This is a genomic window from Streptomyces atratus (genome assembly GCF_014648655.1).
Classification (GTDB): Bacteria; Actinomycetota; Actinomycetes; order Streptomycetales; family Streptomycetaceae; genus Streptomyces; species Streptomyces atratus.
This window is the reverse complement of sequence record NZ_BMRN01000026.1, coordinates 1-13212: the sequence shown is the minus strand read 5'-3', so window position 1 is coordinate 13212 and position 13212 is coordinate 1. Positions and strand designations below refer to the sequence as shown.

Genomic DNA, 13212 nt, shown 5'->3' with positions numbered 1-13212 from the left:
GGGTGCGGTACCTGATCCTGGGCGTCACCGAGGCGCGAGACGAGAACAGCAGTGCGCTGCCCGTGGGCGGTACGCGACTGCGCGCCCTCCTCGCCGCCCTCGCCCTGCGTACGGGCCGGCCCGTCCCCGTCGCCGATCTCGTCGACGACGTATGGGCCGGCGATCCCCCGTACGACGCTCTTGCCGCACTCCAGGCCCTCGTGGGCCGGCTGCGCCGTGTGCTGGGCAGGGATGCGATCACGAGCACCCACGGCGGCTACCGCCTGGAGGCCGCGCCCGACGAGGTCGACCTGCATGTGTTCGAGCGGCTGTCCCGGCAGGGGGCCGCCGAGCTCGAGGCGGGCGACCCCGTGACGGCGGCCCGCACGCTCCGTACCGCGCTTGCCCTGTGGCGCGGCCCGGCCCTGGCCGACCTGCCGGACCGGGACCACGGCCACGGCCTGCGCCCGGAGGCGCACCGCCTGGCCGCGCTGGAACGCCGCATCGAGGCCGACCTGCGGTGTGCGGCGACCGCTGCCGATGCGGGTGCCGCTGTCGGCGTGGGGCCTGCTGCCGGCCCGCGCACCCTCGTACCGGAGCTCAAGGAGCTCACCGCCGCCCACCCGTACGACGAACGCTTCCGGGCCCAGCTGATCCGCGCCCTGCGCGCCGACGGCCGCCAGGCCGACGCGCTGGCCGCTTACGAGGACGCTCGCCGCGCCCTCGCCGACCGCCTCGGCACCGATCCCGGACCGGAACTGATCGCACTTCACCGGGAGTTGCTCATTCCTCCGTCGGGCGCGTCATCCGAAGCAGCCGCACCGGCTGTACCTGCCGCGTCAGGCTCACCCGGCACACCGAACCACGCCCCCGGCCGAGGCAACCTCCGCCCCCGGCTCACCTCATTCGTCGGCCGTGAGCCCGAACTGCGCTCCATCCGCGCCGATCTGACCCGGTCCCGTCTGGTCACCCTTACCGGCCCCGGCGGCTCCGGCAAGACCCGTCTCGCCGAGGAGGCCGCCGCCCAGGGAGGCCGGGCGGTCCCGGCCCCCACGGACGCCTGGATCGCGGAACTCGCCCCCGTGGACGACCCCGCAGACGTTCCCGGAGCCGTATTCTCCGCTCTCGGCCTGCGTGAGACGACCCTTCTCCGGGACAACAACCGCGACGGGCAGCCGCTGCGCACCGACCCGACCGACCTTCTCGTCGAGCACCTGGCGCACTGCTCCCGCATCCGCCCCGTCCTGCTCATTCTGGACAACTGCGAACACGTCATCGACGCGGCCGCCGCCCTCGCCGAGACCCTGCTCACCCACTGCCCGCAGCTGCGCATCCTCGCCACCAGCCGCGAACCCCTCGGCGTCCCCGGCGAATCCGTACGCCCGGTCGGCCCGCTCCCGGCCGACCCCGCCCACAGGCTGTTCGCCGAGCGCGCCCGCGCCGTGCGTCCCGACTTCGACCCCGAGCAGGAGGCCGCACACGATCCGGATGCCGTCGCCGAGATCTGCCGCCGGCTCGACGGGCAGCCGCTCGCCATCGAACTCGCCGCTGCCCGGCTGCGGCTGCTCAGCCCGCGCCAGATCGCGGACCGGCTCGATGACCGGTTTCGTCTGCTGACCGGCGGAGCCCGTACCGTACTGCCGCGTCAGCAGACGCTGCGCGCCGTCGTCGACTGGTCCTGGGACCTGCTCGACGAGGACGAACGCACGGTTCTGCGGCAGGTCTCCGTCTTCGCGGGCGGCTGGGACCTGCCCGCCGCAGAAGCCGTCACCACCGCTGGGGCAACCCCTGCAACCGAGGCCCCGAGCACCGAAGCCCTTGCCCGGCACTCCACCGCCGACCTGATCGGCGCTCTCGTCGACAAGTCCCTCGTCGTCGCCACCCCGACCGCCTCCGGCGAGATGCGCTACCGCCTCCTGGAGACCATCCACGAGTACGCCACCGAACGCGCCGCCGAGACTCCGGACGTCCGCGCCGCCGCCGCGAGTGCGCACACCGCGTACTTCGTCGCACTGGTCGAGGAGGCCGAGCCTCGTCTTCGCTCCGCCGACCAGCTCCCCTGGATCGCACGCCTGGAGACGGACCTCGACAACATCCGGGCCGCCCTCCACCGTTCCGTCGTCACCACCCCGTCCGAACCGACGGCGGTGCGCCTGGTTCTCGGTATGGGGTGGTTCTGGTTTCTGCGGAACTTCCGTCCCGAGGGCCTCACCTGGGCCGAGCGGGCCGTGGCGCTCGGACCGGAACCGGCCGACGGCAGCGACCCTCGCTTCTGGCCGCGCATGCATCTGGAGGTGCTGCGGTACTTCCTCGCCGCGGAGAGCGGCCCGGCCGACGACATCCGCGGTGATGACCGGCGCCGGGCCCTGATGGGCCGGGTGGCCGACGCGTTCAGGTCGTCCGGTCCGCAGTCCGCCCGTTTCCCGGGACTGATCTGGCCGATCACCTTGTTCGTGAGCAGCACCACCGCCGAAGCACACGAGATGATCGATGTGGCGGTCGCCAACGTCCGTATCCACGGCGGCGGCTGGGAGTACGGCGTCACGCTGTTGTTCCGTACCCACATGGTCGTCGACATGCCCGGCGGCATGCCCGGTGTCGACGACGATCTCGCCGAGCTGCGCGAGCTGAGCCGCCGCGTCGGCGACCGCTGGCTGCGTGCGCAGGTCGCGGGCGCCGCCGCGGAGGCCGGCATGACGCGCGGACGGTACGAGGAGGCGCGCGCGGCGTACGAGGAGGCGTTGCTGCTCGCCCGCGAGGTCGGGGCGCACGCCGAGGGACCGTTCCTCCTCGCCCGCCTGGCCGAACTCGCCTACCGGACCGGCGACATGGCCGGCCTCGAGCGGACTCTGGCCGAGTCGGAGACCGAGGCGGAGCGCTACCAGGTGCACGACGCCCGCGCCTACGCCCACTTCCTGCGCGCCACCCTGGCCCTGGACCGCGGCGAGATCGCGAAGGCGCGACGGCTGGTCACCGAGGCGGAGGCCTCGGCCGGACGTGGCAACCCGCCGTCGCACTTCACCGCGGTGGTCGAGGGGCTGGCTGCCCGGATCGCCGTGCATGAGCCGGGGCACGAGGGCGGCCCGGCGGCCGGGATACGGGGTCTGACGCTCGCACTCCGCGCGGCGCGGGACGCCCAGTGCGCCGAGCTCGTCACCGGACATCTGGCGGACGCCGTGGCGACCGTGCTACCGAAGGTGGGCCGCAACCGAGCTGCCGTACGGATCCTGGCGGCGGCCGACAGCTGGCGCCTGTCCGGCCCCAGAACCATGGCGCAACAGGCCGAGGCGGACGAGGTCGAGCGACGGGCGCGCGAGGAACTGGGACCTCGGCTGTACGAGTCGGAGCGCGCCGCAGGCCGCACGCTGACGGTCGACGACGTCATCGAGCTCCTGACCCGCATCACCGCAGAACTCCCGGGCCCCCTCACCGACAACTGATGGTCGAATCCGCCCAGTCGGCGAGGGCCGCGCCGCCGCCCGGTTTTACCCGCTCGACGACGAGCCGGATCCTTTGCTGACCGGTGATACCGACCCCGACGGGTACGGCAGGGTCGTTGCCGTTCATCACCGGGGACCGCCACAGCCGCGTCCCGTCACCGTTGAAGACGGAGAAGCGCACCGAGCCGAACCCCATCGTCATGTCGTCGACCCCGACCATGGCCTCGTACCGAGTGCACTGCCGGTTCAGCCGGATGGTGACCGAGGACTTGCTGTGGACGGTCACCCCGTGCGCGTACTGCGTGCCGCCGATCGACAGGTCGGAACGCTGCCAGACCCAGTTGCTCTCACCGATCACCACCTCCGGTCGGGTGTGGTCACCCAGCATCGAGTAGCTCAGCTCGCTGACCCGGTAGACGGTCGGTGCGGGCGGTGAAGGCGGCGGGGTCGGGGCCGGGGCGGGCGGTTTCGGCGTGGGAGGCGTCGAGGGCTTGGGGGGCGGTGTCGGCTTGGGGGTGGGCGTCGGCGTCGGAGTTGGCGTCGACTTCGGTGGGGGAGTCGGGGACGGGGCAGGTGGTGCGGGCGGTGCGGGCGCATCGGGTTTCGGCGTCGGTGTCGGTGTCGGCTTCGGCTTCGGCGGTGCGGGCGTCGGCACCGCGGGCGCCACGGCAGCCGGCTTGGCCGCATGTCCGGCCTCGGGCTTCGGTTGGTCGTTGCCGACCAGTGCCCAGGCCAGTCCGGCCGTCGCGGCCACGGCAACCGTCGCCGCGATACCGGCCTTCGCCGGAGCACCGAGCCCTTCCGAGAGCGCGGCACCACCGGCCGTGGCTCCGGACGGGCTTCCACCGGTCGCCGCTGCGGCGGCACCCGCGCCCGCGGCTCCCGCCGCGCCACCGGCGACGATTCCGGCAGCCTTGAGCGCATACCCGGCGGCGAACCAGCCGATGACCGCAACCGGCAGCAGCGCAGGAATCCCGGCGTTGACATGGGCCAGTTCGCCCGCGGCGAGCCGGCACTTCACACACTCGTCCAGGTGCCCCCGCAACCCGCGCTCGGCGCGCATCCGGAGACCACCCCGGGCATACGCGCCGAGGCGGTCGGCGTAACGCGCACAGTCGCCGCCCGAGGTGAGCGCCTGGCTCACATGCGCCTGCAGGTAGGCCTGCTTGAGCCCTTCGCGGGCCCGGCTGGCCAGCACCGCCGTGGCATTGGCGGTCAGCCCGAACAGCGGGGCGATATCGCTGGGCGACTCCTCCTCGACGGTGGTGTGCCACAGCACCGCCTGCCAGCGCTCCGGCAGACTGCGGAACGCCTGCATCGCCATCGACTGCTCGGCCTCGTGCATCGCCAGCACCTCGGCACCGAGGCCGAGCGTGTCCGCGTCCGACACCTGGGAGGACTGGGATGCCTGGGCGGCGAACACCGCGAAGTCATCAACCAATTGCTCCCGCTTCGCGGTCTTGGTCCAGGCTGCTCCGACATGCCGGACAGTCGTCATGAGGTAGGCCCGTACCGCCTCTTCCGGCCCCTTGCCTCTGCGTACCGCCTGCAGTGTGCGGGCGAAGACCTCGGCCGTCAGGTCGTCGGCGGTGTGCGCGTCCCGGCAGCAGGTCCGCGCGTAGCGGCGCACCGCGTCCGAGTGCCGCCGGAACAGCTCCTCGTACGCGAGATCGTCGCCGTTCCGCATCTGCCTGATCAGCTCGGCGTCACAGAACGCGGAGCCGGAGGCATCGGCGGCGGTGGTTCGGCCGCCCTCCCGCTGCATCGGCACTGTGACGTCGGCCTCGACGCCGGCCTCGACAGGCCCCGGCCAAGGACCGGGCAGGACGATGCCGCCCTCGGCGTCACGACCAGACCGCCCGGGTCCGCCCTGACTCGGTACCTGCCGGGAGGACAGCCCATCGGCCTCCGCCGCACCACCCACGGCGGATTCGTCGTCGAACGACTCTTCCTGCTGCCCGTCACCGCTCATCGCGGAAGCCCCCGTATGCGCTTTCGGACCCGAACCCCGGGCAAGAGTGCCACATGGCGCAATCAGGCCGAACCTTCAGCCCCGGCAACCACTCATCCGGGGCGTTTTCCCGAATGTGAGCACTGACGGCCACTCATTCGGGGAAGGCTCATGGGGCTTCTCTGCGCGGGCGGGTTGCAGACCAAGGGCAGCAGGCCCACCGACATGAGCCGATCCAGCGCCGAAGAAACACCGATCAAGAGCCATTCAGGCGACGCCCTGGAGCCGACCGAAGAACCGGAGGAGTGCCGAGCCGGCGCCACGGAGAGCCGGCCGGCAGGCAGAGAGAGCGCCCGGCCCAGGCCCGGTCGAGAGGGCGGAGGCCGGGAGCGGAAGCGGAACGCGAGTGGTGCACGAGCGACGATGGGCTGCCGAGCGGGACCCACCTGTACGGGCCATGCCGACCGCCCAACGCCCAGCGCATTCACGCCAGGCAAATCGCCCCGACGGCGCACCCCGGCCACCCGGTCCGATCCGACCGCTCACCCCAGCAACTCGCCCCGGAAGGCCGGCGTATTCACGCACAACACGCCCGCGCACCAGCACCCTCAAGTGCCATCGCGCTCACGCGCCCCGCAGTCACCGCGCTCACACGCCGACGCCGCCACCTCATCGCACCGGCACGCACGCACGCGCACCACGCTCACACGCCGGCACGCACTCCGCTACCGCGCACCCCACTCACGCGACCGGCCGCGAGCGCAGCCCCTCCAGCAGGATGTCCAGCAGTCGGCTCGAAGCCGCAGCCTGCTGAGCCGCGTCGGGCAGCGAAGGCGCCGCCGTCGCGATGACTAGCAGCACATCCGCCACCGTCACATCTCGGCGCAGTTCACCAGCTGCCCGTGCCCGGTCCACCAGCCGGCCGACGATCTCCAGCAGTTCGCCGGCTCCCGCGCCGTCGTCCTCGATGCCGGTCTCCGCGGTGGAACGCCCGTCGGCCGGCCGGAGGTCGGCCTGAGCCGCGCCCTGCCGCTGCTGAGGCACCCGTGTCTCGTCCCGAGCACTGCCCAGACCTGAGTCCGATACGGAGGCCGCTATGGACCCCGACTCCCCGGCCGCGTTCGAGTCGTCGGCATCGGCGTCGGTATCGACCCCGACCCGCAGCACCTGCGGCGGCAGCAGCCGCCCCGCGCCCGAGGCCACGGACGTCCGCAGGAAGCGCGACAGCGCCGACCACGGCTCTTCCTCCTGGCCCAGCGCGGTCCGCGCCTGGTCCGTCAGCCGGGAGGTCTCCTCCTCGGCTATCCGCCGCACCAGCACGTCCTTGCTCGGGAACCGCCGGTACACCGTGCCGACACCGACTTTGGCGCGACGCGCCACGTCCTCCATCGGAGCCCCGTACCCCAGCTCGCCGAACACCTCGCGTGCGGCTCGCAGTACATGCTCCAGATTGCGCTGTGCGTCCACGCGGAGCGGAGCCGAGCGTCCGTTCGCTCCGGCGGCCCCGGCTGTTCCGGCCGTGCCGCCTGTTTCGGCTGTCGCGACCGGACCCACCGTGTCCACTGTCCCCATTGCTCCGCTTCGTCCGTTTCCGTCGGACGAATGGGACGTAACTGCCGCAGCAGTCTGCCAATGAGAATCCTGAATGTGCATAACTGTTCCCCCGGTTATGACGTCTCCCCCCGGAGACTTCCCGCCGTTTAGTCAGAGTGTGGATCATGGTCCCTACCCGACACCCCGACGACATACGAACATAGTTGAGCCCGGGTCAATTCAGAAGGGGGTAGTTCCGCACGGAGCGCCCCCCGATCGGAGCAAGGACCGGTTGGTTACTGATTCGACCCCCGCCCGCGACCCCTACCCCAACCCCTGACCTGCGCAGCTTCCGTGTTGTCGCCGCGATCGGCAGCAGCGGCCGGTCCAGAACCTCCGGTCACACAATTTGCCGGGGCTGTGGACAAACCCTTGAGCACGTTGCGTCATGGGGTGGTGATGGCTTCAGATTCCGGGGGAACACCCCCCGGCCCCCCGCCGGGTGCGCGCATTCTCGTCGTCGGCGGCGGCTACGTCGGGATGTACACAGCGCTGCGTCTCCAGCGGAAGCTGAAGCAGAGACTCAGAAACGGTGAGGCCGAGATCGTCGTCGTCACACCCGAGCCTTATATGACGTATCAGCCATTTCTGCCCGAAGCGGCCGCCGGTTCGATCTCACCGCGCCATGTCGTCGTGCCGCTCCGTCGGGTCCTGGCGCACTGCAAGATCGTGATCGGTGAGGCACAGCGCATCGACCACGCCAAACGCACGGCGACCGTCACCACCCTCGCCACCGGGGAGGACGGCACCGGCGCTGTCGAGATCCCGTACGACGAACTCGTCCTCGCACCGGGTTCCGTCTCGCGCACCCTCCCGGTCCCCGGCCTCGCCGACCACGGCATCGGCTTCAAGACCATCGAGGAGGCCATCGGCCTGCGCAACCATGTCATCGAGCAGATGGACATCGCCTCCGCCACCCGCGACCCCGCCATCCGCGACGCAGCCCTCACCTTCGTCTTCGTCGGCGGCGGATACGCGGGCGTCGAGGCCCTGGCCGAGTTGGAGGACATGGCCCGCTACACCTCGCGGTACTACCACAACATCAAGGCAGGGGACCTGAAATGGATCCTCGTGGAGGCGACCGGCCGCATCCTTCCCGAGGTCGGCGACGCCATGGGCACCTACGCGATCCGTGAGTTGCGGGGCCGCAATATCGACGTACGCCTCGACACCCGGCTGGAATCCTGCGAGGACCGGATCGCCGTCCTCAGCGACGGTTCCCGCTTCCCGACCCGCACCCTCGTGTGGACCGCGGGCGTCAAACCCGCGCCGATCCTCGCCGCCACCGACCTGCCGCTCAACGAGCGCGGCAGGCTCAGATGCACGGCGGAACTCACCGTCGACGGGGTCGAGCATGCCTGGGCCGCCGGGGACGCCGCGGCCGTACCCGATCTGACCGCCGCGGAAACGGGCAAGGAGACCGCCCCCAACGCCCAGCATGCCGTGCGCCAGGCCAAGGTCCTCGCCGAGAACGTCCTCGCGTCGATCAGCGGCGAACCCCTCAAGGAGTACCGGCACAGCTACGCGGGCTCCGTCGCCTCACTCGGCCTCCACAAGGGCGTCGCCCATGTCTACGGTCGTAAACTCAGGGGCTACCCGGCTTGGCTGATGCACCGTACGTACCACCTCAGCCGCGTCCCGACGTTCAACCGGAAGGCCCGTGTCCTTGCCGAATGGACCCTCGCCGGGCTCTTCAAGCGGGAGATCGTCTCCCTCGGTTCGCTGGAACACCCGCGCGCCGAATTCGAACTCGCCGCAGGAGGCAAACGCCCCGGGCGGACCGGCCCGCCGAACGCCGACGGCACGCCGGGACCCGGCCACCCACCAGGGCCCGAGGACCCGCCGAGGAACGGCGGCTGACTGCCCGTCGGCCCGCCTGCGCACCCACCCGGGACCCGGCCGACCGACACCTGTCAGTACGGTCCGTCACACTGGACGTGTGACCATGGGTGGACCCACACCTGCACAGAGTGACCCGGCCGGCAGTGACCGACAGTGAGCAGCCCGCCCGAGCGGACCAGACCGACACACGAGGCCAGAAATTCCGTGAACTTCACGCGTTGGAGCGCCCGCCTACCCGGAACGCAGCGCCGCGCCGCCGCGCGGGACGACCGCAGTCCCGTGCCCTCGGCCCGCGCCGAGTACGCACAGCCCGAGAACGGGCCCTGCCCGCCGCACGGCGACACGCGCAGTGACACGCCTGGAGACAAGAGCGGCGACACGCACCACGACACGCACGGCGAACCTCCCGGGGGCCGCGGCCCCGCCCCGGAGGATCTCTCCGCCCGGGACATCCTCGGCCAGCTGCCCGCTCTGGTGGCCCTGGTGTACGGCCCCGACCACCGGATCGCGTACGTCAACGACGCCTACGCCGGCGCCTTCGGACCGCGCCCGGCCGGCGCCGCCGCCGCCGAGGCCATGCCCGAGCTCAGCGAGCTCAGCCTGCTGCCCCTCATGGACCAGGTCCTGCGCAGTGGCACACCCCGTACGGTCAAGTCCCGAAAGGTCCGCAACGGCAATTCGTACACCGTGACCTGCACCCCGGTGCACAGGGACAGCGACGGCGAGACCGACGGCGGCGACGCAGACGGGGACAGGGACGGGAACAAGAAACAGAACAAGGGCAACCGGAGCGGCAAGAACAGGAACAGAGGCAGCGACGGCGGAGTGCTCGTGTACGCCGTCGATGTCACCGACCATGCCGAAGCGGCCGAACGGCTCCGCGCCAGCGAGCGCCGCCACCGCGAAACGGCCGTCACCCTCCAGCGCTCCCTGCTCCCGCAGGAGCTGGAGCAGCCCGACGACCTGCGGATCGCCGCCACCTACCAACCCGGCGGCACGGACGCCGCGGTCGGCGGCGACTGGTACGACGTCATCACCCTCGGCGCAGGCCGCACCGCCCTGGTCATCGGGGACGTGATGGGCCGTGGGGTGCGAGCCGCCGCCGTCATGGGCCAGCTCCGCACGGCCGTGCGCGCCTATGCCCGCCTCGACCTCCCGCCGCACGAGGTGCTCCAGCTCCTCGACGGTCTCGCCGCCGAGATCGACGCCAGCCAGATCGCCACCTGCGCCTACGCGGTCCACGATCCGAACGAGGGCCGGCTCGTCTACGCCTCCGCCGGGCACCTCCCGATCCTGGTGTGCCACGAGGACGGTACGGTCCACCGCGCCGAGGACCCGACAGGACCGCCGCTCGGCACCGGCGGCTGGATCCACACATCGGGCACGATCGCGCTGCCGCCCGGCTCCACCGCAGTCCTCTACACGGACGGCCTGGTGGAGCGCCGCAGCGAGGACATCGACGAGGGCGTCGCCGCTCTGGAACGCGCCCTCTCGGGTGCCAAGGGTTCACCCCAGGTGGTCTGCGACCGGCTGATCCGCTCCCTCGGCGTCACCGCGGAACACGACGACGACGTTGCGGTGCTGGTGGTCCAGCACCCCGCCCGAACGGGGGCGCACGCAGAGCTGTTCCACAACGCCTCGCTCGATCTTCTCGGCGGCATCGAAGCGGCCCCGCGCGCCCGCGCCTTCGCGACCGGCGTCCTGACGTCGTGGCGGTTCCCGGTCGAACTCTGCGACCTGGGCGTCCTGGCCGCCGGCGAACTCGTCGCGAATTCCCTCAAGCACGGCACCCCGCCGATGCGCCTGGGCCTGCGCCGCACCGATCGCCGCCTGATCATCGAGGTGACCGACGGCGACGACCACCTGCCGCGCCTCCGACGAGCCGACCCGGCGGACGAAGCGGGCCGCGGCATCTCCATCGTCGCGTCGATCGCCACGTCCTGGGGCAGCCGCCGCACACCGGGCGGCGGCAAAGCGGTCTGGTGCGAATTCACCCTGCCGCGGTAGGGGCCCTGCCGAAGCAGGACCCCTACTCGCCTTTACCGCCTCAGCGAGTGGTGACGGCGGAGGCAACCGCGGGCTCGGCCTCCGGCAGTGCAGTGACACGGCGACCACCCTGGACGGCACCGTCTCGATCGAAGGCTGGTCCTGTACGGGAGTGAGCTGCCGGCCGAGCCGCAGCGCCAGCACCGTGATGCCCAGCGAGAACAGCACGAACGTCACGATGTACGGGCCGTGCAGCGTCGCCCCCATCGGCCCGCCCACGGCCGGGCCGACCGCCAGCGCGAGCTGCTTGCAAAGGGCGAACGCGGAGTTGTACTGCCCGACCATCGACTCCGGCGCCAGGTCGGCGACCAGCGGCGCAACGGTCGGCGACAGCATCGACTCACCGAGCCCGAACAGCGCGTATGTGGAGATCATCGCGGCCGTCGCCATGGTCTGGCTGCCGTGCCCGAGCCCCGCGTACCCCGCCACGATCCAGGCGAACGCCCAGATCAGACCGACCCAGGCGATGACCCGGCTGCGCCTGCGGCGCTCCACCAGACGCAGCACGACGAACTGAGCCACGACGATGACGGCGGTGTTGGCGGCCAGCGCGATACCGAGCGTCGAGGGCTGGATTCCGGCGGCCTCGGTGCCGTACGCCGCGAGCCCGGACTCGAACTGTCCGTAGCAGGCGAAGAACAGCACGAAGCCCAGCACGCACAGCTGCACCATGGCCCGGTGCGAGAGCAGCGCCCGCAGCCCGCCCGGTGCCTCGGACCCGTCGGTGGGCCTGACGTCGGAGAAGGAAGGCGTACGGGACAGCCGCACTGTGCAGGCGATGACACCGAGCACGACGAACATCGCGGCCTCGATGAGGAACAGCAGGGTGAAGGTCTCCGGCCGGCTCGTGTCGACGATCTGTCCGCCTACCAGCCCGCCGATGCCGAGCCCGAGGTTCTGCAGGAAGAACTGCATGGCGAAGGCGCGGGTACGGGTGGCGGTGCTGGAGCACCACACGAGCATGGTGGCGAGCGCCGGCTGCATGACCGCCGTACCCGCGCCGAGGACCGCGGCCGACAGCACGGATGCGGTCACGCCCGACGACAGGCCGAGGGCGGCGGCGCCCAGGGAAGCGACGGCCGAGGCGACGACGAGCACGGGCAGGGGCCCGCGCCGGTCGATGGCACGCCCGGTGAACGGCAGAACGGCCAGTGCCGCCATGGCGAAGACCGCCAGCACGACTCCCGCGGTGCCAGCACCCAGATCCCGTACCTGTGCCACATAGACGTACAGATACGGAACGGTGAACCCCAGCCCGAATGCGCTCAGCGCGCTCCCCAACTGGATCCGCCGCAGTGCTGCACCCATCTCCCTGGTCACACTCACCTACCTCAAGGTCTCGAAGCGACTTGCCGAGCCATCCGAACGACTCGAACCCGAAGACTTTAGCACTAAAGTTAGAAGCTCAACAATTCAGACTGAAGGACTTCGACGGCTTTGGAGGGCGTGCGATACTGCCCGCCATGCCTGACACCACCGAGCAGCCCGGACCCCAGGAGCCGAGCCTCGACGAGCAGATCGCCGCCTATCAGCGCGAGTTCCGTGACCTGGATCCCCAGGTCGAGCAGGTCGTCTCGGCCCTGGGCCGACTGAACCGCCGGATGAACGTGGCGTACGGACGCCAGGTCGCCGCCCTCGGCATCAGCAACGCCGAGTGGGAGGTCCTCAAGACGCTGGTCCTGGCCGGCTCCCCGTACCGTCTGGGCCCGGGAGAGCTGGCCAAGCGCCTCGGTCTCACCCCGGCGGCGATGACCCACCGCATCGATCGCATGGCGGGCGAGGGCCTGGTCACCCGCGACCGGGACGAGAACAACCGGGTGCGCGTGATCGTCGAACTGACCGACGAGGGCCGTACGAAGTGGCTGGAGGCCATGCGCATGGCCACCGACTTCGAGGAGGACCTGCTCCAGGACCTCACGGGCGACGAACGCGGAGTCCTCGGCGACATGCTGATCCGCCTCCTGCGCCGGGTGGAACACGCCCAGCCGGACGCCGGCGGCCGGCTCACCGACCTGGACTGAACTCCTGTCGGACACGCGGGAAAACGGCTTGACCTGGCGGAGTTGACACGTTCCTCCTCGATCCGTAAGGTTCTTCGAGTTGTCACGGAGCCGGAACGGTTCTGCGGCAACCGATCCCGCCGCGAATGCGGCAACCAAAACTCAGCACGATCTCCCACTCGGGACAATTTCGGCATGCCGGAATTGATTTCGAAGACTCGATTATGAGTCGCCGGGAAAATCCGCTAGAGTTTAGACGTCGGAACGGCCCAACAGCCGGGAAGACAAACCCCGCTGACTGGGAATCAGGGCCGAAAGGATCTGATAGAGTCGGACTCGCCGGAAAGGGAAACGCGAAAGC

Annotated in this window: 6 protein-coding genes and 1 pseudogene; 4 read left to right on the top strand and 3 right to left on the bottom strand. The window is 70.9% G+C overall.

The features are described from left to right. Window positions 1-2: 2 nt before the first annotated feature. Complete coding sequence (locus tag IEZ15_RS29875) at window positions 3-3419, top strand: ATP-binding protein (RefSeq protein WP_189280171.1); 3417 nt, start codon at window positions 3-5, stop codon at window positions 3417-3419. Here IEZ15_RS29875 and IEZ15_RS29870 read toward each other — a convergent pair. Beyond that, on the bottom strand, window positions 3406-5391 hold the full coding sequence (locus IEZ15_RS29870) for a sigma-70 family RNA polymerase sigma factor (protein ID WP_189280170.1): 1986 nt from the start codon (window positions 5389-5391) through the stop codon (window positions 3406-3408). The two genes, IEZ15_RS29875 and IEZ15_RS29870, sit on opposite strands and share 14 nt — an antisense overlap. Before the next feature lie 720 nt (window positions 5392-6111). Further along, window positions 6112-7023, bottom strand: coding sequence for a TetR/AcrR family transcriptional regulator (locus IEZ15_RS29865; RefSeq protein ID WP_189280169.1), 912 nt, complete (start codon window positions 7021-7023; stop codon window positions 6112-6114). Window positions 7024-7362: 339 nt separating this feature from the next. On the opposite strand from IEZ15_RS29865, the gene IEZ15_RS29860 reads away from it, so the two are divergent. Together IEZ15_RS29860 and IEZ15_RS29855 are read left to right on the top strand one after the other, a co-directional pair. Further along, on the top strand, window positions 7363-8823 hold the full coding sequence (locus IEZ15_RS29860) for an NAD(P)/FAD-dependent oxidoreductase (protein ID WP_189280168.1): 1461 nt from the start codon (window positions 7363-7365) through the stop codon (window positions 8821-8823). Window positions 8824-9009: 186 nt separating this feature from the next. Further along, window positions 9010-10812 carry an ATP-binding SpoIIE family protein phosphatase gene (locus IEZ15_RS29855; RefSeq protein WP_189280167.1) on the top strand — a complete coding sequence of 601 codons (1803 nt, stop codon included), beginning with the start codon at window positions 9010-9012 and terminating at the stop codon, window positions 10810-10812. 90 nt (window positions 10813-10902) lie between these two features. On the opposite strand, the pseudogene IEZ15_RS29850 reads toward IEZ15_RS29855, so the two are convergent. Beyond that, window positions 10903-12159: pseudogene (locus IEZ15_RS29850) on the bottom strand (MFS transporter); the annotation flags it as partial. A gap of 155 nt (window positions 12160-12314) precedes the next feature. Here IEZ15_RS29850 and IEZ15_RS29845 point away from each other — a divergent pair. Then, entirely contained in the window at window positions 12315-12872 is a 558-nt protein-coding gene (locus tag IEZ15_RS29845) for a MarR family winged helix-turn-helix transcriptional regulator (RefSeq protein ID WP_093894641.1), read from the top strand. The last annotated feature ends 340 nt before the right edge of the window (window positions 12873-13212 follow it).